General features: G+C 55.6%; 17 protein-coding genes. 4 read left to right on the forward strand and 13 right to left on the reverse strand.

Annotation, left to right across the window (positions count from 1 at the left end; translation table 11 throughout):
- Positions 1-143: 143 nt before the first annotated feature.
- The 6 genes from alsK to alsR all read right to left on the reverse strand — a co-directional run bounded on the left by alsK (position 144) and on the right by alsR (position 6,174).
- Entirely contained in the window at positions 144-1,079 is a 936-nt protein-coding gene (gene alsK, locus IBT47_RS07205) for an allose kinase (protein WP_200559946.1), read from the reverse strand.
- Complete coding sequence (gene alsE / locus IBT47_RS07210) at positions 1,063-1,758, reverse strand: D-allulose 6-phosphate 3-epimerase (protein WP_105590918.1); 696 nt, start codon at positions 1,756-1,758, stop codon at positions 1,063-1,065. The genes alsK and alsE overlap by 17 nt, the downstream gene beginning before the upstream one ends.
- 10 nt (positions 1,759-1,768) lie before the next feature.
- The gene (gene alsC, locus IBT47_RS07215; RefSeq protein ID WP_105590917.1) at positions 1,769-2,749 is read right to left on the reverse strand and encodes a D-allose ABC transporter permease; all 981 of its coding nucleotides are present in this window, start codon (positions 2,747-2,749) and stop codon (positions 1,769-1,771) included.
- Complete coding sequence (alsA, locus tag IBT47_RS07220; protein WP_200559947.1) at positions 2,728-4,260, reverse strand: D-allose ABC transporter ATP-binding protein AlsA; 1,533 nt, start codon at positions 4,258-4,260, stop codon at positions 2,728-2,730. The genes alsC and alsA overlap by 22 nt, the downstream gene beginning before the upstream one ends.
- Before the next feature lie 26 nt (positions 4,261-4,286).
- Complete coding sequence (alsB, locus tag IBT47_RS07225) at positions 4,287-5,222, reverse strand: D-allose transporter substrate-binding protein (protein WP_105590915.1); 936 nt, start codon at positions 5,220-5,222, stop codon at positions 4,287-4,289.
- Positions 5,223-5,283: 61 nt separating this feature from the next.
- On the reverse strand, positions 5,284-6,174 hold the full coding sequence (gene alsR / locus IBT47_RS07230; RefSeq protein ID WP_105590914.1) for a D-allose utilization transcriptional regulator AlsR: 891 nt from the start codon (positions 6,172-6,174) through the stop codon (positions 5,284-5,286).
- A 349-nt stretch (positions 6,175-6,523) separates the two neighbouring features.
- Here alsR and rpiB point away from each other — a divergent pair, with 349 nt between their 5' ends.
- A complete protein-coding gene (rpiB, locus tag IBT47_RS07235) occupies positions 6,524-6,973 on the forward strand; it encodes a bifunctional allose-6-phosphate isomerase/ribose-5-phosphate isomerase RpiB (RefSeq protein ID WP_200559948.1) in 450 nt (149 codons plus the stop codon).
- A gap of 137 nt (positions 6,974-7,110) precedes the next feature.
- On the forward strand, positions 7,111-8,445 hold the full coding sequence (gene clcA, locus IBT47_RS07240) for a H(+)/Cl(-) exchange transporter ClcA (RefSeq protein WP_200560058.1): 1,335 nt from the start codon (positions 7,111-7,113) through the stop codon (positions 8,443-8,445).
- A 76-nt stretch (positions 8,446-8,521) separates the two neighbouring features.
- Here clcA and IBT47_RS07245 read toward each other — a convergent pair whose 3' ends face one another.
- The 7 genes from IBT47_RS07245 to IBT47_RS07275 all read right to left on the reverse strand — a co-directional run bounded on the left by IBT47_RS07245 (position 8,522) and on the right by IBT47_RS07275 (position 16,918).
- On the reverse strand, positions 8,522-9,808 hold the full coding sequence (locus IBT47_RS07245) for an MFS transporter (protein WP_200559949.1): 1,287 nt from the start codon (positions 9,806-9,808) through the stop codon (positions 8,522-8,524).
- Positions 9,809-9,835: 27 nt separating this feature from the next.
- Positions 9,836-12,937 carry a beta-galactosidase gene (locus tag IBT47_RS07250; RefSeq protein WP_200559950.1) on the reverse strand — a complete coding sequence of 1,034 codons (3,102 nt, stop codon included), beginning with the start codon at positions 12,935-12,937 and terminating at the stop codon, positions 9,836-9,838.
- A gap of 71 nt (positions 12,938-13,008) precedes the next feature.
- On the reverse strand, positions 13,009-14,157 hold the full coding sequence (gene dgoD / locus IBT47_RS07255) for a galactonate dehydratase (protein WP_105590909.1): 1,149 nt from the start codon (positions 14,155-14,157) through the stop codon (positions 13,009-13,011).
- A complete protein-coding gene (locus IBT47_RS07260; protein WP_200559951.1) occupies positions 14,154-14,771 on the reverse strand; it encodes a 2-dehydro-3-deoxy-6-phosphogalactonate aldolase in 618 nt (205 codons plus the stop codon). Before IBT47_RS07260 ends, dgoD begins: the two co-directional genes overlap by 4 nt.
- Complete coding sequence (locus IBT47_RS07265; protein WP_200559952.1) at positions 14,755-15,633, reverse strand: 2-dehydro-3-deoxygalactonokinase; 879 nt, start codon at positions 15,631-15,633, stop codon at positions 14,755-14,757. Before IBT47_RS07265 ends, IBT47_RS07260 begins: the two co-directional genes overlap by 17 nt.
- Positions 15,630-16,319 carry a D-galactonate utilization transcriptional regulator DgoR gene (gene dgoR, locus IBT47_RS07270; protein WP_200545478.1) on the reverse strand — a complete coding sequence of 230 codons (690 nt, stop codon included), beginning with the start codon at positions 16,317-16,319 and terminating at the stop codon, positions 15,630-15,632. The genes IBT47_RS07265 and dgoR overlap by 4 nt, the downstream gene beginning before the upstream one ends.
- A gap of 368 nt (positions 16,320-16,687) precedes the next feature.
- On the reverse strand, positions 16,688-16,918 hold the full coding sequence (locus IBT47_RS07275) for a DUF333 domain-containing protein (RefSeq protein WP_264546810.1): 231 nt from the start codon (positions 16,916-16,918) through the stop codon (positions 16,688-16,690).
- 112 nt (positions 16,919-17,030) lie between these two features.
- Here IBT47_RS07275 and IBT47_RS07280 point away from each other — a divergent pair, with 112 nt between their 5' ends.
- Positions 17,031-17,933 (forward strand): YafY family protein, encoded by a 903-nt coding sequence (locus IBT47_RS07280; protein WP_200559953.1) that lies wholly within the window; start codon positions 17,031-17,033, stop codon positions 17,931-17,933.
- Between the two features lie 51 nt (positions 17,934-17,984).
- A complete protein-coding gene (locus IBT47_RS07285) occupies positions 17,985-19,082 on the forward strand; it encodes a chemotaxis protein (protein ID WP_200559954.1) in 1,098 nt (365 codons plus the stop codon).
- The last annotated feature ends 21 nt before the right edge of the window (positions 19,083-19,103 follow it).

The following is a 19,103-nucleotide window of genomic DNA, read 5'->3' on the forward strand; positions in this document are numbered from 1 at the left end:
TTCAGTGAAAACTGATTCGTCGTTCCGGAATTCTCCCTTAAGCAGATGAACATCAGTAAGCCTGGGAACGCGTCGGTAATATAAAACGAAACACAAACGGGACAATCGCTACCTCAGGCATTATTGACCTGGTGCAAGATAAGCTAATTTAAAGCGGTTGAGTGCTGAACCTGCTGGACAAAACGCCCGCACGCCAGGGTGGCAGCGCCCTGCGCACCGTTGAAGTCCGAGGACGACGCGGAGATAAACTGCACAGCCTGATACGGCAGCGGGCGGCGCAGGTGCTGCTTTATCTGCCCGATCAGCGCAGTGCGGGGGAAGTTGACCATATCCATCACCCCACCGCCGAGGATCACCGCATCCGGATCGAACAGGTTAATGCCAGTAGCAATCGCCCGCGCCGCATGGGCAATCAGCTGCTGCACAAAGGGGTCATCGGCGGCGCGGATAAAAATCTCACCCATGGGATAATCGCGCGGCTGCCGTTCATACCAGTGCTGCAACGCAATGCCGGAGCAGACGGTTTCCAGGCAGCCCGGATTGCCGCAGGCGCAGCGCAGCGCCATATCCCCCAGCGGAATATGCCCCAGCTCCCCCGCTACGCCGTGCGCGCCGGTGCAGGGTGCGCCGTTCAGCCATATGGCAAAACCCATGCCGGTGCCGAGATAGGCCGCCAACACCTGCTGCTGCGTCAGGCCGTTTTGCGCCACGTCAAAGGAGAGCTGCAGGTTCACATCGCGGGCAAACTCCACCGGGCAGCTCAGCTTCACCTCCAGCTTTTCGGCCAGATTAAGCAGTTCATCGGCGGCCAGCGGCAGGTTGGGCGTGGAAATAATGGTTCGTTTGTCCTTACCCACCAGCGCCGGAAAGCCCATCACCAGGCCGCGGCAGCGCGCCTCCAGCAAAGTGAGTTGGCGCTGAAGCAGTTCGGCAACGCCTGCGGCCACACCGGAGGAAATCACTTCCGAGGTGCGCCGTTTTTCACAGTGCAGCACCGCCCCGTCGGCATCCATCAGGCAGAAGCGGATATGAGTCGCCCCCATATCCACACCGGCGACCACATCAGGCCGTATATGCATGTGGCTTAACCTCTTTTTTCGCCGCCAGGATCTGGCTGGCCATTTCGAGCCAGGCGTCGTCAATATTCTCGGCATGGTTGAACAGGCCGGAGCTGCCAACGATAAACACGTCGGCACCCGCCGCCATCAGCTTCTTATAAGTGTTCTGGTTACAGGAGCCGTCGATTTCAATTTCATAGTGCAGCCCTTCGCGCTCGCGCAGATTTTTCAGCTCGGTGATTTTCTCCAGCATTTCCGGGATAAACGGCTGACCGGCAAAGCCAGGGTCGACGGTCATTACGGTGATTTTATCGGCCTTGTGCAGATAGTATTTCATCGCTTCCACTGGCGTTTCCGGGTTGAGGATCAGCCCCACCTTCATGCCAAGGCGGCGAACTTCATCGATCAGCCGGAACGCCTGCCCGTTCAGCGTTTCCGGATGCAGGGTAATAAAGTCCGCCCCCGCCTGCGCCAGCTGGCTGATGTAGTCCTGCGGACGGGTAACCATCAGGTGGCAGTCCAGCGGCCGGGTTGCCAGCTTTTTCACCTGAGCAACGAAGAACGGCGACAGCGTCAGGTTCGGCACAAAATGGCCGTCCATAATGTCGATATGAAAATAGTCGGCGTGCTGGTCAATAAACTCGATCTGCTCTTTAAATTTCAGCAGGTCCATACACATCAGGGAGGGAGAGATTTTCATCGTTCGTTCCTTACTTGCTAATCAGTCTGTCGAGGGCAACGGCGGCAATAATCAGCCCGCCCATCACCACCAGTTGGTAATAGGTTTGTACCTGCAGGATATTGAGCCCGTTGTTGATGGTGCCGATGATCAGGCCGCCGATAACCACGGAGAAGATGCGCCCCTTACCGCCGAAGAAGCTGGTGCCGCCGATAATGGCGCTGGCGATGGCGTAAGTTTCAAACCCCATACCGGCCAGCGGTTCGGCGGCGCCCAGACGGGCGGTAGAAACCACACCCGCCAGCCCCGCACAAACGCCGGAGATAATAAACACCACCAGAATGTGAAACTTGACGTCGATGCCGGAGTAGAACGCCGAGTTCTTGTTACCGCCAAGGGCATAGATATTGCGCCCCAGCCGCATACGGGTGGTCAGGAACCACAGCAGCACGGCAACAATCAGCGAGAAGATCACCGGGACGGGAATGCCCAGCACGCTGGCGGCGAAGAAGTTAACGAAGTCGAAGGAGAAGCCGTAGACCGAGTTGGCGTCGGAAATCACCAGCGTAATGCCGCGGAAAATAGCGTTGGTGCCGAGGGTGATGATAAACGGGTGCAGCCCCGTCCAGTTAACCAGGCAGCCGTTGATCGCCCCCAGTGCGCCGCCGACCAGTACGCCGCCAATCAGCGCCGCCAGTACCGGATCGACGCCCGCCAGCATCAGCTTGGCGGTGACCATGCCGGAGAGCGCAAGGATCGCCCCAACCGAGAGGTCGATCCCCGCCACCAGGATCGCGAAGAACTCACCCATGCCGATCAGCACCGTCACCGAACTTTGCACGAAGATCTGCGTGATATTGTTGGCGGTCAGGAAATATTCCGTCGACAGCGTGCCAAAGATGGCGACGATAATCGCCAGAATAAAGAAGGTGCCGTACTTGTCCCAGAACTGCGCGAAGTTGAACGGCTTTTTCTCTGCCAGATCGCCCTTCACTCTTGTGGTAATGCCCATGCCATAATCTCCTCTTCGCTCAGGTTGTCGCGATTGGTCAGAATTTGCGTCAGCCGCCCTTCGCAGAACACGGCGATGCGGTCGCAGACGGCGATAATTTCAGGAAGCTCGGATGACACCATCAGGATGACCTTGCCTTCGTCGGCAAGCCCGCGCATCACCTTGTAGATTTCTGCCTTAGCGCCGACATCGATGCCGCGCGTGGGCTCGTCAAAAATGATCACCTCCGGATTGCAGCACAGCCACTTGGAGATCAGTACCTTCTGCTGATTGCCGCCGGAAAGCTCGGTGATGTTCTGCGCCACCGAGTGGCACTTCAGCGCCAGCAGCTGGCGCTGTGCTTCCGCCACGGTGCGCTCCTCCGCTTCGCGAAACAGCCCCATTGCCCCCTTAAAACCGCCGGACTTCAGGCTGTGGCTGATGGCCATGTTCTGCGCGATGGAGAAGTTGGGGAAAAAACCGTTATCCCGGCGGCTTTCGGTGATGTAGGCCATGCCCTTTTTCACCGCGTCCAGCGGCGATCGCGGCGAAATGTCCCTGCCGTTGAGGCGAATTTCGCCACTGCTGCGCTTATCCACGCCAAACAGGCAGTCCATCAGCTCGGTGCGGCCGGACCCCACCAGCCCGGCAAAGCCGAGGATTTCACCGCGGCTGACGCTAAAAGAGATATCCCGCACTTTCTTGCGGTCGCGGCTGGTGACGTTTTTCACCTCAAACACCGTGTCCCGTTCGACGTTGCCGGTGCTCTCTTTCATCCGGTTGAAGCGGTTTTGCAGCTCGCGCCCCACCATCAGATGCACGATGTCGTCGTTGCTGACCTCGCTGACCCGGCCAGAACAGACACTGCTGCCGTCTTTCATCACCGTATAGCGATCGCAAATCCGCCGGATCTCCGCCAACTTGTGGGAGATATAGACGATCGCCGTGCCCTCTTTGCGCAGCTGATTCATAATCAGGAACAGGTAATCCACCTCTTTATTGGTCAGTGAAGAGGTGGGCTCATCCATAATGATGACCCTGGCATCGAGCATTAGGGTTTTGGCAATTTCCAGCATCTGTTTATGGCTGATGGACAGGTTTGCCACCTTTTCTTCTAAATCGACTTTTAAACCGATACGCAGCAGCATCATCGCCGCCCGAACGCGCATCTCTTTCCAGTCGACGATATTTACGCCGCACACTTTTTTGGTCAGGTGGCGGCCAATATAAAGATTCTCCAGCACGGTTAATTCATCAATAACGCTCAGCTCCTGGTAAATAATACCGATACCCAGCTTCGCCGCCATTTTATGATCGAGCTTGTCGTAATCTATTTCATTAATCGTAATGGTGCCTTTTGTCGGCGCATGTATTCCCGACAGTACTTTCATCAGCGTGGATTTACCTGCGCCGTTTTCCCCTAACAGCGCATGTATTTCGTGAGGATATATCGTTAAGTCAACGGATTTTAATGCGTGAACCGGACCAAAGGATTTGCCGATCCCCGCCATCGATATATATGGCGCAACCATAGCACTGACCTTTTATTAAATAACGGTTATTTCGTTACCAGAATGGAATCCACCAGCTTAAATTCGGGCGTTTTATCCAGTGCGATGACTTTGCCGGATTTAGCGGCATCCACCATCAGCTTCAGCCCGGTTGCGCCAATATCCGCCGGATTTTGCGCCACGGTGGCGGTCATCAACCCGGCCTCCACCATTTTGCGTGCTTCCGGGATGCCGTCAGTGCCGACCACCAGTACCTTACCGGTTTTGCCCGCATTCGCCACCGCCTGCGCCACGCCCATCGCCATCGTGTCATTGGCGCAGTAGAAGGCCTTCAGGCCAGGGTTGCGCTGCAATACGTTAGTCGCCACATCCAGCGCCTTAATGCGGTCCCAGTCGGCGGGCTGGCTGGCAACCAGCTTGATCTGTGGAACCTTTTTGAACGCATCGGTAGCTCCGCTACGGCGCGACTCGCCGGAGGCGTTACCCGCCTTACCTTCAATGATGGCCACCTCTCCGCCTTCCGCGCCGAGCTTATCAATAATAAAGGCCGCCCCTTTGGCTCCCACCGCCGTATTGTCGGTAGTAACAAAACCTTCCACATTACCGCCCGCTTTCTTCAGGTTATCCATATCGATCTTTTCGTCGATATTCACCAGATAAATTCCTTTCTGCCAGGCGCGAGCGACAGGCATCACCAGATTCACCGAGGAGAGCGGTGCAAAGGCAATGCCCTTATATTTTTTATTACTTAAATCTTCAAACAGCTGGAGCTGCGATTGAAAATCCCCTTCCGAGGCTGATGCAAATATATCCACGCTAACGCCCAGCGTTTTTGCTTCCTCCTCAATGCCTTTTTTCATATCAACCCAAAAAGGATTCGATAGCGTTTTTAATATGACCGCATAGTCTGCGGCGGCAAATACATTAGCGGATAACATTAAGCCCATAGCGCAGCCGCTGAACAATTTCAGATATTTATTCATGGAAAGAGTCTCATTGTAGGGGTACGGGTTGCCCGTTTCCTTGCGGAACGGGCTTATATTATTACTTCAGCGCGCCGGGGGAAAAGAAATCCACAATTGCGCCGGTCTTTTGCATATTCAGTGTTGCCTGTTCAATATTCTGCTGCGCGACGGAAACAAATAACGCATCCAGTAAGGTAAGCTGTAATATCCGCGCGGAAGCGTTGCGCCCTAATAGCGGCGTTTCCGGTGCGGGTGAGCAAATAATATAATCCGCCAGCTTGGCAATCGGGGAATGATAGCTGTGCGTAATGCAGATGATTTTCGCCCCGTTCTTTTTTGCCAGCTCCACGGCGGATTTCAAATCGTTGGTGCGCCCGGAATGGGAAACCACCAGCACCACGTCGCCCTCTTTCAGCAGCGAGGCGGACATCATCATAATGTGTGCGTCCTGATAGGCCTGGCAGCGCACGCCGATGCGTAAAAACTTGTGCTGGATATCGGCACAGATGGCGTTCGACCCGCCGACGCCGTACAAATCACGCTGCTTCGCCTGATAGAAGAAGCGTGCCGCGCGGTGGATTTCGTCAACGTTGACGATTGACTGCCCCTCCATAATGGTGCGCAGGGTGATGTTAAACACCTTGTTGACGACGTCCTGCGGCGCTTCATCAAACGCCAGCTCGGCGGGAAGCACCTGCTCCGATTGCGAAAAGTAATCGATCAGCGCCGCGCGCAGGTTGCGGAAACCGCTAAAGCCCAGCAGCTTCGCCACTTTGACGATCATCGCTTCCGATACCGTTAGCGCCTCCGCCACGTCTTTGATCGCCGGTGCATCGCTTAAATTGCCCGGCTGCAGCAGCCAGTCAACAATGCGGCTTTCATTGTCGGTCATGCCTTCCTGCTTCATCCTCAGCCAGGGGGCAAGCCCAATGCCCTGGGGAAGCTCTTTTTCAAATTCAGACTGGCTCATCGCGCTCTTCTGTCCTGATGAATGATGACGACACTATAACACCACAGTCGCGGCTTGAAATATGCTAACAACTTCACAATATTTCCAAATTCATAAAGTTTTATCTTTCGTGAAGTAACACGTTTTTGTAATCACATCTTAACGATAAAATTCATAACGTTAGCGATAAAGGCCGTATTGATAGCGGAAACATTAATGCCAACCACTCACTAGATCGCTGTTGAAATGGCTGAACCGTCGGTGTAGAACAGAGCCGAAACGGGATTTTATTGCTCTAATTTTGCGCACAAAGACGCAATTAATCACAAATCCAAACAAACCGTGAAGTAAACATGTAAGGAGGAAAGGTATGAAAAAGATCGTTTTTGGCTGCGATCACGTTGGCTTTATCCTGAAAGAAGACATTATTGCCCACCTGCAAAGCCGAGGCATTGAGGTTATCGATAAAGGAACCTGGGGTGCAGAACGCACCGACTACCCGCACTTTGCCAGCGCCGTGGCGCAGGGGATTATTGACGGCGAGGCGCAGGCCGGGCTGCTGATTTGCGGGACGGGGGTGGGGATTTCGATTACCGCCAACAAATTCCCCGGCATTCGGGCGGTAGTGTGTAGCGAACCTTACTCCGCCCGGCTGTCGCGCCAGCATAATGACACCAACGTGCTGGCATTCGGCTCGCGGGTCGTCGGACTGGAGCTGGCAAAGATGATTGTTGATGCCTGGCTGGACGCGGAGTTTGAAGGGGGGCGCCATCAAACTCGCGTGGAAGCGATTGCGGCACTGGAACAGCGGGTTGATTAAGTTCCGGGCGTAACCTTTGTATCGCACGGGATGTGGGTCTAGAATTCCGGGCATCTTTCAGCAACCTTGCCCATACCATGAGCCACGAACCCGCTTCCGTCGTCAATGTGCCGCAGTCGCCTCCCGCCCGCTACCGGATGTTTCGGGCCTTACTCAATCGGGATAAAACGCCGGTCGCCGTGCTGATTTCCGCCGCCGTGGTCGGCACGCTGGTCGGTCTGGTGGGGGTAATTTTCGCCAGAACCGTAGAGGCGATTCAGCGCTGGCGCGCCGTCAACCTGACCGCCGACGTGCTGCCGGGCTGGCAGCTGTACCTGTGTGCCTTCGCCGTTTCGGCAGCGCTGGCGGCGGTGGGATACTGCCTAGTCCGGCGGTTCGCTCCGGAAGCCGGTGGTTCAGGTATTCCGGAGATCGAAGGTGCGCTGGAAGAACTGCGCCCGGTTCGCTGGTGGCGGGTGATCCCGGTGAAATTTTTCGGCGGGCTGGGCACGCTGGGTGCTGGAATGGTGCTGGGCCGTGAGGGGCCAACCGTACAGCTGGGTGGCAATATTGGCCGCATGGTGTTTGACCTGTTCCGGCTGAAAAGCGGCGAAGCCCGCCACTCGCTGCTGGCCACCGGTGCCGCTGCGGGCTTATCCGCAGCGTTTAACGCACCGCTGGCCGGGATTCTGTTTATCCTGGAAGAGATGCGCCCGCAGTTCCGCTACAACCTGATTTCGATTAAGGCGGTGTTTATCGGCGTGATTATGGCCAGCATCGTCTTCCAGCTGTTTAACGGCAGTCGGCCTATTATTGATGTCGGCCAGCTGACGGATGCACCCGTGCCGACGCTGTGGCTGTATCTGCTGCTTGGCGTGCTGTTCGGCGCGGTAGGAGTGCTGTTTAACAAACTGATTTTCGTGATGCAGGATCTCTACGCGCGGATTTATCAGCGCCGGATCTGGCGAGTGGTGGTCACCGGGGCGATCCTCGGCGGTGCCTGCGGCGTGATGACGCTGCTGTTTCCGGCCATCGTCGGCGGCGGTAACCTGCTGATCCCCGAGGCTGCTTCGGGTACGTTCTCGTTACAGATGCTGCTGCTGATTTTTGTTCTGCGCCTGCTGACCACCCTGCTGTGCTTTTCCTCCGGCGCGCCCGGCGGGATTTTCGCCCCGATGCTGGCCCTGGGAACGGTATTGGGGACCGCTTTCGGCCTGGCGATGTCGCAGTTTTTCCCACTGTATGCGCTCCAGCCCGCTACGTTCGCCATCGCCGGAATGGGCGCGCTGTTCGCCGCATCGGTGCGCGCGCCGCTGACCGGGATTGTGCTGGTGCTGGAGATGACCAATAACTATCAGCTGATTCTGCCGATGATTATCACCTGCCTCGGTGCCACGCTGGTGGCGCAGTTCCTCGGCGGCCAGCCGCTCTACTCAACGATCCTCGCTCGCACGCTGGCGCGGCAGGGTGGACAGCAGGTGGAAGTGAAATAGCGGCTAATTTATTGTTATACCAGCAGTAATAATGACACCGTCGGCATAATGGCCCCGGTGTCATTTTGCACTCGCGTTAAGGTGAAGAATGCTGCGGATCGCGGGTGGCGGTTTCCTCTTTTGCCGTCCTCGCTTCCGGCGGGGTTCCTTTCAACAAGAAGAAAGAGAGCACAGTAAAGCTCAGGGTGATGCAACCAAGGAACAGGTAGGCCTTATGGAAGCCCATCGTGTCGTACATCTGCCCGACGTATGAGGAAAGAAATATCGCCGAAACGTGTTTTGCCACGTTAAATCCGACCAGATAAATAGTCGCAGAAAGGCGTGGATCGAAGACTTTGTTAATGTATTTAAAGGTGCCGATATACAGGAATGGCATCTCAAACATATGCAGTGTTTTCAACAGCACCACTTCGACCGGCGTGGTGGCGATGGAAGAACCAAGAATACGAATAGTCATTATCGTCCCGGCCAGCAGCAGTACCTTTTTTGCCCCCACCTTCCACACAACAAACGGCGCGATAAACATGATGCAGGCGTTCAGCAGCTCGCCGCCGGTGGTGACAAAGCCAAACACCTGATTGCCACGCTGCGGATCGGCAAAGAAGCTTTTAAAGAAGTTAGCGAATTGCTGGTCGAAGACATCATAGATACTGGCCACGCCCAGCACGTAGATTAAAAAGGCCCAGAAACTCGGCAACTTAAACAGGCTGAACGCAACAGGAATGGAGATGTCGCCTTTTTTACCGGTGACCTCGATAATTTTCTCTTTTGATTCCGGCTCGGGGCGGGTAATGACCAGCAGCACCGCCAGGATCAGCGCAAAGCCGGAGGAGATCCAGAAGATGATGTCCGGGTTAACCCCCATCAGCATACCGGTTAATGAGGCGCACACCGCCCAACCAATACAACCGGAGGTGCGTACTTTACCGTATTCGAAATTATTGGCGCGGCTGACCTTTTCAATATAGGCATCCACCGCGCCGGACCCGCCGGAAAAAACGAACCCCAGATAGATCCCGCCCACCACGCCGCCGAGGTAAATGCTTTCCGCCAGCAGCGGTTTAAACACCAGCAGGAAGAACGGCGCGAAGCAGACCAGCCCGGCAACAATCACCCACAGCAGGTGTTTACGTAACCCCAGCTTGTCGGTGATATAGCCGAAGAGAAACTGGAACAGAATGCCGAAGAACGCCACGCAGGAGAAGACAATGCCGGTTTCGGTTTTGGTCAGATGATTGACGTCCGCCAGCCAGACCGGAAAGAACGGAAAGTAGGCGGACATAATAAAGTAGTAAAAGAAAAAGAAGAGGAAGAACGAAATAAAATTCTTTTTCTCAGCAGGGTTCAGAGTACCGATGTTCATAGGTTCACCTTTACGATCGGATAATAATTATTGTTGTTGTGAGAACGCGATAGTGACGCTGTAGCGCCAGTTCTTTTCGGTTAATTGATCCGCTTCCGGCACGATATTGGTGGTCCATGAGTCATCTCCGCCGATCCCCATATGGCGGGCGTCGATATTGACCCAAACGCCGGGTTCCTCGCGCAGTAAATGCCGGTGATCGACCGCCTTCAGCTGCCGGGTACTGTAGCGCTGCAGGGAGAAATGAAACTCCCCGTACAGATGAAACTCGCCCCAGCTCAGCTCCCGAGTGTGGGTACGCAGGCCATTTTCGCAGGGGAAAATATAGGGCGTGGTCATCGCCTTCAGCGGCAAGGTCCAGCGGGAATAACGTGCGGAGGCGGCGCGGTCGGGATAGTTTTCCCACGGACCGTTACCCAGCCAGGATACCGGTGCCTGGCGATCCGCGAGCTGCGCGGTTATGCCAATTCGCGCCAGCGGCGGCAGTGATGCAGCACGGCTGCCTTCCACCGTCAGATGCAGCTGGCCTTCTCCGTCGAACCGCAGGTGCCAGCGACTGGCAATCGCCAGCCTGCCGTTGGCCCTCCAATGCAGATCGGCGACGATTTCCACGCTGTCCTCCAACTGCTGTGCCGAGCAGCTGATGCACTCGCTCTCCATGTCGTACAGACCGGCCGTACGCCAGCGTACGGCCCAGGCATCCGGCTGCTCCTGGCCCAGCTCACTGGTGCCGATGTCATTATCCAGCGGCGCACGCACAAACTGATCGCGGAACGGCGTCAGCAGCTGTGGTTCACCTTCCAGCCAGCACTGCGTCAGTAGCCCCTGCTTGCGGTTAAATGCCCAGCGGCGGCTACCGGCGGTGACGTAATAGCACTCGCCCTCTTCGCTAAGCTGAACATCACCGCGTATCCTCGGCGGCAGCGCCAGCCAGTCGGACGGCAGCGCGATCTGCTGCCACGCAGCCACGTGCCCCGCTTCACTCCACGGCGTGGCGTTCGGCTGGCGGATCTCCAGCATTAAGCTCAGTTCGGCTAGCTGACTGAAGTCTGAAATATCGCAGGGTAGCGTCAGTCGGACGTGGCCCTCCGGGGCGATATTCAGCGTGATTTCTCCCTGTGCCACATCCACGCCCCGGCTTTGAACCGACCAGAACAGCGTTTCGTTATCGCTGGTGCGGAACTGGTATTCGCTGGCCACTTCAATTTCCAGCGGCTGGCTGCTCAGCAGGCGACAGTGGAAATATTGCTGAAGGTACTTCACCTCATGCAGTGACGGATGTGGAGTGCGGTCCGGGAACAATAGCCCGTTCAGGCAGAACTGCTTGTCGTTCGGCGTATCGCCAAAATCGCCGCCGTAAGCGTAATGCGGCACGCCGCTTTCATCTTTGCGGATCAGCGCCTGATCCATCCAGTCCCAGAGAAAACCGCCCTGCAGGCGCGGATACTGACGGAAAGCCTGCCAGTATTTTTCAATCCCCCCCAGACTGTTGCCCATGCCGTGAGTATATTCGCAGAGGATCAGCGGCCGCTGTTCGCCGGGCAGGCCAATCCATTTCTTGATGGCCCATTTCGGCACCGCCGGGAACGGCTGGTCCTGATCGACCCGGGCATACATCGGACAGATAATATCGGTCGACGACGTAGCCGCACCGCCGCCTTCATACTGCACGGGCCGCGTCGGATCGTTTTTCTTCACCCAGTGATAGAGCGCCTCGTGCGAACTGCCGATGCCGGATTCGTTACCCAGCGACCAGATAATAATCGCGGTGTGGTTGCGGTTACTGTGTACCATCCGCGTGACCCTGGCGGAGAAGGCGTGGAGCCATTCCGAATCTTCCGCCAGGCGACGCATCGGGATCATCCCCTGGGTTTCAATGTTTGCTTCATCTACCACGTACAGGCCGTATTCATCGCAGAGTTCGTACCAGCGGGACTGGTTGGGGTAATGCGAGCAGCGTACGGCGTTAAAGTTGTTCTGCTTCAGCAGCAGGATATCCTGCAGCATTGAAGCTTCATCCACCGCCTGCCCCAGCGCCGGGTCATGCTCATGGCGGTTAACGCCCCGGATCAACAGCGGCTTACCGTTGATTTTCAGCAGACCGTCAGCAATCTCCACACGGCGGAAACCGGTATTCCACGCTTCGCTCTCCACGGCCTGGCCGTGTGGGTCCAGCAGCGTAGCCGTCAGGCGGTAGAGGTGTGGCTGCTCTGCACTCCACAGCAGCGGGCTGTCCAGCGTCAGGCGAGTGTCCAACCGCTCGCGCCACGGACCGCGGGCATCAATTTTTTGCGTGCCAAAGGGAACGATTTTTTGCACGCAGACCCGTTCGCCCTGCCAGAGCGTCAGTTGTACCGCCCAGGCTTCGGGTTCACTAACATCGCCGCCCAACGTGGCCTGAATGTGCAGGTAGCCGCTATCGAAATCCTCGTTAAGATGCGGGCTGATGATCACATCGGCAAGATGAGCGGCGGGCCGATGCTGTAACCAAACCGGGCGGAAAATTCCGCTCATCCGCCACATATCCTGGTCTTCAAGCCAGGTACCTACACTCCAGCGCATTACCATCACGCAGAGCCGGTTTTTACCCGGCTTCGCCCACTGATTCAGAGAAAACTCCGCCGGCAGTCGGCTGTCTTGCGAGTAGCCCACCCAGTTGCCGTTGCACCATAAATGAAACGCCGAGTTCACGCCGTCAAAAATAATATTCACGACGCCCTCAGCCAGCCAGCTTTCGTCTATTTCAACGGTAGTGGTATAGCAGCCCGTCGGGTTATTTTGCGGAACCTGCGGCGGCGTGGTGTTAATGGGATAAGTGACGTTGGTGTAAATAGGAACATCGTAGCCCTGCACCTGCCAGTTAGAGGGGACTGGCGTTTTATTTACCGTTTCATCGCTGTATTCCAGCCAGCGGGCCGGAACCTGCTCCGGGCTATTATAAAGGGTAAATTCCCACTGGCCGTTGAGGCAGCGGCGGTTGGGTGAAGGGGTATTATCACGGGCATCACTTTCACTGCGCCAGCTGTTCATCCGCGCATGTGCAGGTAATCGATTAAGATGGGTAATAACCAGGTTCTGCCAGTCTTTACGCTTTATTATTTCTGCAAAAGCGTTGCTATATTCGCTCATTTTTATTCCCGTTTTATTGCGGACGGTGATCTTGCTTAAATAAATTAAAGGGAAGGATATTTAATTTTTTATTACCATTCAGCAACCACGCCATCCTGTAAACGCCAGAGTGGATTTCGCCAGTCCGGCGCGGTTTTACTCATTTCAATGACTTTGGCTTCATCAATTTCCACACCCAGTCCCGGCTTCATTAACGGTTTAAAGAATCCGCCCTGCATCGCGAAGTCCTCCTTATTTTTTACAAAGTCGAGAAGTTCGGCACCCTGGTTGTAGTGAATGCCCATACTTTGCTCCTGGAAGACGGCGTTATAGGAAACAAAGTCAACGTGCAAACAGGCAGCAAGGGCAATCGGACCCAGCGGGCAGTGTGGAGCCAGCGAGACGTCATAGGCTTCAGCCATTGCGGCAATTTTAACGCATTCGGTAATACCGCCCGCGTGGGACAGATCGGGCTGCAAAATAGCCAGGCCGCCGGCTTCCAGCACGCGCTTGAACTCAAAGCGGGAATACATGCGTTCACCGGCGGCAATCGGAATGGCGGTCTGCGCCGCAAGCCGGGGATAATATTCTGCCTGCTCGGCCAGGACCGGTTCTTCAATAAATAGCGGGCGATACGGCTCCAGTTCTTTAATCAGCACTTTTGCCATCGGCGCGCTGACCCGACCGTGGAAGTCCAGCCCAAACTCAATCTGATTGCCGAAGGCTTCACGAATTTGCGCTACGGTGTTCACCGCTGCATCTACCGCGCGGGAGCTGTCGATCATGCCCATCTCTTCGCAGCCGTTTAGCTTAAAGGTGTCAAAACCGATCGCACGTAGCCGGTTGATGCCGTCAATGACATCCGCCGGGCGATCGCCGCCCACCCAGCTGTAGGCCTTCATTTTGTCTCGCACCTGCCCGCCCAACAGCTGCCAGACCGGCGCATTCAGTACTTTGCCTTTGATATCCCACAGGGCCTGGTCAATGCCGGCAATCGCACTCATCAGGATCGGGCCGCCGCGATAAAACCCCGCACGGTACATCACCTGCCACAGATCGTTAATGCGTGCAGGATCCTGACCAATCAGGTAATCGCCCAACTCGTGTACGGCTGCTTCCACCGTGCGGGCACGCCCTTCAATAACCGGTTCGCCCCAGCCCACCACGCCCTCATCCGTTTCGATCTTCAGAAACATCCATCGCGGGGGCAAACGCCAGGTCGTGATTTTGGTAATCTTCATTGCACTGCCTCTCTATACGCTTTAACAAATGCCGCTGCCTGCCGTGCGGTCTGCGCCGCAGGCTGACCGGCGCGATACAGGTCGCTACCCAGCCCGGCACCGGCGCAGCCCGCGCCGATCCACTGCGCCAGATTTGCCGGCGTAACGCCACCCACGGCAAAGACGGGCACGTCGGGTGGCAGGACCGCTTTCAGCGCCTTGATATAATCCGGACCGAACGCCGATGACGGAAAAATTTTCAGCCCGTGCGCGCCCGCCTCCAGCGCGGTGAAAGCCTCGGTGGCGGTGGCACAGCCGGGGTAGACCGTCATGCCGTGCTCCACCGCACGGCGGATCACCCCGGGATGCGTATTCGGCGTGACGATCAGGCGGCAGCCTATCGCCGCCAGTACATCGACCTGCTCCGGCTGAAGTACGGTACCTCCACCCACCTGCGCTCTGTTGCCAAACTCCTCCACGATAGTGGGGAGACTTTGCTGCCAGCGCGGGGAATTCAGCGGAATTTCAACCATGTCAAAACCGGCTTCGATCACCGCCCCAACATGCTCCGGCGCTTCTTCCGGCGTGATACCGCGCAATATAGCGATAAGCGGTAGTTCAGATTGCCACTGCATAAGCGATGCTCCTTATTCCTGCCTGAAATGCCGTGTCGCCCTCCACCACCGTGACGTTTCGTCCGATGGCGTCCAGCGCCTGCCGATAGCGTGCGGCCAGATTCGCTCCCGCTACCAGCGTCATGGCCTGCTGGCCGGAGTACAGAGTGGCCATCGCAGCCACTTCGGCGCCGATCAGCACGCCGGATAAAAACTCGCTGACCTGCTCGCGCGGCAGTGCGCCAAGCACGTACGCAGCGCGAACTTCAAACAGCATCGGCAGTACGGCAGGATCGTTCAGGCCACGCGTCAGCCCCTCGCTAAAAGCCTGCGGGGCGATGACCTGCGGAGGCAGGCCCGCGCCCACCAGCGTATGGCGCAGCAGAACATCGTGCAGTTCACCGGTCATCTGGGTACGAAAATCTTTGATACATTCGCTGTCGGCCTGCACCCATTTACTGTGGGTGCCCGGCAGGACGTAAAGAGAGGATGGGGCCAGCTGATACGCGCCAAGAAGCTGCGTTTCTTCCCCGCGTATGACGTTATGGTTGTCGCTACGATTGACGCTCAGACCAGGAACGATCCACACCTGGCCGGTAACGTGGGTTAACCGTTCGCCGATACCGTTAAGCGTCACCGGTAAAGGCAGGTAGGGAGCCTCTTTCCAGCCGACGTTGCTCCCGACCATGCCCGCCATGATTATCGGCGTGTCGCTGTCGCACCAACCGTGGGTCAACTCCGCTAACACCGCCTGCGGGGTTTGACCATTCAGGCGCGTAATGCCCTGTTGCGAATGCCTGCTTTGTGTTGCTGTGCCGTTTTGGCAGAGCCAGGCACGCAGGTTGGTCGAACCCCAGTCAATGGCGATGTAGCGAGATGTCATGTAATTTCCTTTAGCCTTCGTGTTGAGCTGGCGATCATCGTCAGCGCCGCCTGTTCTGCCGCATCGCTGTCCTGATGGCGGATGGCATCAAACAGTGTTTTATGTTCCTGGAGCGTTTTTGGCATATTGGCCTCATCGCCCATCCAGGTGCGTTCAAATACGGCCCGCTGTAGCGAACTGATGGCCACACCCAGCTGCTGTAGTACCGGGTTATGCACAGCGGCGAGTACCGCTTCGTGATAGCGAATATCCGCTTCATTAAATGCATCCCGATCCTGGTTGTTGGCGATCATCTCATTGAGCGCCAGTTCGATTTGAGCCAGGTCGCTGGAAGTGGCTCTCTCCGCCGCCCAGCGGGCAATAGAGGGTTCTACCAGGTTTCGCACTTCGCTCATCGCGCCAATCAGTCGCGGGTCGTAGTCCTGTTCCAGCACCCACTGCAATACATCCGTATCGAGATAGTTCCACTGGTTGCGCGGTGCCACGTAGGCGCCGCGATAGCGCTTCACTTCAATCAACCGTTTCGCCATCAGCGAACGGAACACTTCGCGAATGATGTTGCGTGAGGTTTCAAACTCTTCACACAGCTCGGCCTCTGCCGGTAGCGATGCACCAGGCACATACTTTCCGCCGACGATCTGTCGGCCCAGTTCCACAATCAGGCGGTCGGTTTTATTCAGGGTCATGGTGTGTCCTTTGAGTCGTTGTCCCGAGTTACTTTACCCTGAATGCCCGTTTTTCCCTCACGATTGCAGTACAAACGTGATCGTGTTCGCCTTGCCATGCGCCAGATTGTAGTACTAATTATTTAAGTTGTACTACAATCTGGATCACAAAAAGAACAATTACTATTGGGAACTCGCAGCCGACTGACGGAGATATGTCCGTGATGGAGCCAGGCATGTTTGCCGTTGTTTTAGTAGAGGGAGAGATAAAGATGGGGAAAATTAGGGGATTACCGCGATCGCAGCCACTTTCTGGCTGAAACGGCAAGGCGTGAGCTGTTAGCCGGATACTGAGATCCGGCCTTTGGCTGTTGCTGCGGCACAAACGTTTATCTGGCTCTGCGGTACAGCGCCCACTCTTCAATACGCTCTCCGTTCGGGAGCGTACAGTAGCCTACCTCCCCTTTTTCTTCTTTTACGATATCCAGCCTGCCCCCCAGATTTTTACAGTAAACGGAAGCCGGGTTGGCGAATCCAATCGGTGCCTGATCTGGCGATGGCTTTTTCGTCGCGCAGGCGGAAAGAGAAATAATGGCTACCATCAATAATGTTTTCTTCACAATAATCCCGCAATTATCTGACAAAAAAATGTGTACTGGTAAAGTGACTGACAAATGATGTCAGTCGCGTATGCACAATGTACGTCTTACGCACAGTGAATGGCAGGATACCATGACAACTTCATCAAGGAGCCGCTCGGCAGATCGGTTGGTCGATATTCTTTCGGAACTACATACGCGAGGTGTGGTAAACCGGCATGCTTTGATGAAAAAATTTAATATTACCGAGCGTACGGTGTATCGCGATCTGAACGCACTCTCTTCGATTGTGGAGATCTGCGCTGACGGACAATACCGTCTGATTTCACCGCGCCCGCTTAATATCGGCGTTGGCCTGCATCAACCGCTGGCCGATCTGATGAGCGCCGATACCTGGTTCCCGGAACGCCCCGACGAGTTCTGGCAGAAGTTGGAGATGCGCGTCGCTGCAAATCACATCCAGGTTCATCCCGTCAGTGCGGAGCATAGCGTTAAAGTCGACCTACAGCGTTATTTGCATTTAATTGAAAAAGCAATTCACAAGAACAGCGTCTGCCAGATCGTTTATAAAAATAAAACGCGGATTATTCATCCCTATAAGCTCACTAATCAGCAGAGTATCTGGTATTTACAGGCCACCGAAAACGGCAAACTTAAATCGTTTGCGCTGAGTCAGCTTAACTGGCTGGATATCAGAAAAGAACATTTCACCGTTGATAAAGCCACGCTGGCGCTGATTAATCAGCATCAGGATCCCTGGGTTAGTGAGGAGACGTTTGAAGTCCGCCTCAAAGTGAAACGGAACATCGCTGTTTATTTCCAGCGCCGAGATTTGCTGCCCCAGCAGCAGCTGGTGGAAGAAGATCGGCACAGTATTACGCTGCTCTGCCGGGCTGCACATCAGAACCAGATTATTCCGCTCATTCTGTTTTGGCTTCCCAATATTGAAATACTGGAGCCGGCATGGTTGAAAACCACCCTTGTTAACATGCTTCACGACTACTTAGCCGGGAACGAGCCGTTACCGTCTGCCTAAGCAGCGGAGTAGTTTTTCGGTAAACGCAGACATACACACAGGAGAGTTAGTATGGCCCTACCCTTTATTATTCTTGGCGTTGCTGCGGCAGCGTCCGCGTTTGGCGGTAAAAAAGCCTATGACGGTTATCAGAAAAAGTCGGAAGCCGACAAGATGCTGGCCAGCGCTAAAAGTCGATATGAAAATCGAGAAAAGCACCTTGAATATACCCGTGGGGTATGTACGGATAAACTCAATGCGCTGGGCATGAAAGAACTTGCTATCGGTAAGGATTTTGATGAATTCAACAGAGTGGCCAAAGAGCTGCTGGCCCGCCTGCAAAAAGAGGGCCATAAAGACCTCAAGCTGAGCATACCGCAGCACAGTATCAGCAAGATGCAAAATCTGGCGATTTCCGCCACCGAATATATGACGACCGTACTGGGTGCGGGTGCATCGGGTGCAGCGGCAGGTTTTGCGGTCTACGGCGGGGTCATGGCGTTTGCTGCCGCGTCAACCGGCACGCCAATTGCCGCCCTCTCCGGGGCGGCAGCCTATAACGCCACCATGGCGGCGATTGGCGGCGGATCGCTGGCGGCTGGCGGCTGGGGGATGGCCGGCGGGGCGATGGTGCTGGGCGGAGCTGTAGTGGCACCGCTGATTGCCATTGCCGGATGGGCCTATGACAGCCATGCTGACAAAGCGCTCGAGAATGCCCGCAAATCCGTGAAAGAAGCTGACAAAGCTGTAGAAAAAATGTCCTCGATTATCAAAAAATTAGTAGAAGTCAGAAAATACGCTGAGAGTATTTCTCTGCTGATCTCCGAAATGCATGACATCTTCACCGAGCACTATTTCGCGCCGCTCAAAGAGATGCATCAACGAATTATTGCCAGCGAAGGAACGCAGGCGAAAGCGGCAGACGGCCTGTCTGAAGACATTATCCGGACCATCGGGAACGGTTATAAGCTGGCCGCGATCATGGCCGACGTGATCACCACACCGCTGTTTAAACCGATGAAAACCAGCGACGGGGAAGCCGTGATAGAGAATGGTGCAATCAAGCTCAAGGTGGATAGCGATGGCATGAACGTGCTGAATAACGACGAGCTGGATGCCGCGCTGCAACAATCGGGTACCGATTTCGTTCAGTTCCAGATTAACGCTTAACCTACTGACCGGGCCGCAAAG

The organism is Erwinia sp. S43, from assembly GCF_016624745.1.
GTDB classification, from domain to species: Bacteria; Pseudomonadota; Gammaproteobacteria; order Enterobacterales; family Enterobacteriaceae; genus Erwinia; species Erwinia coffeiphila.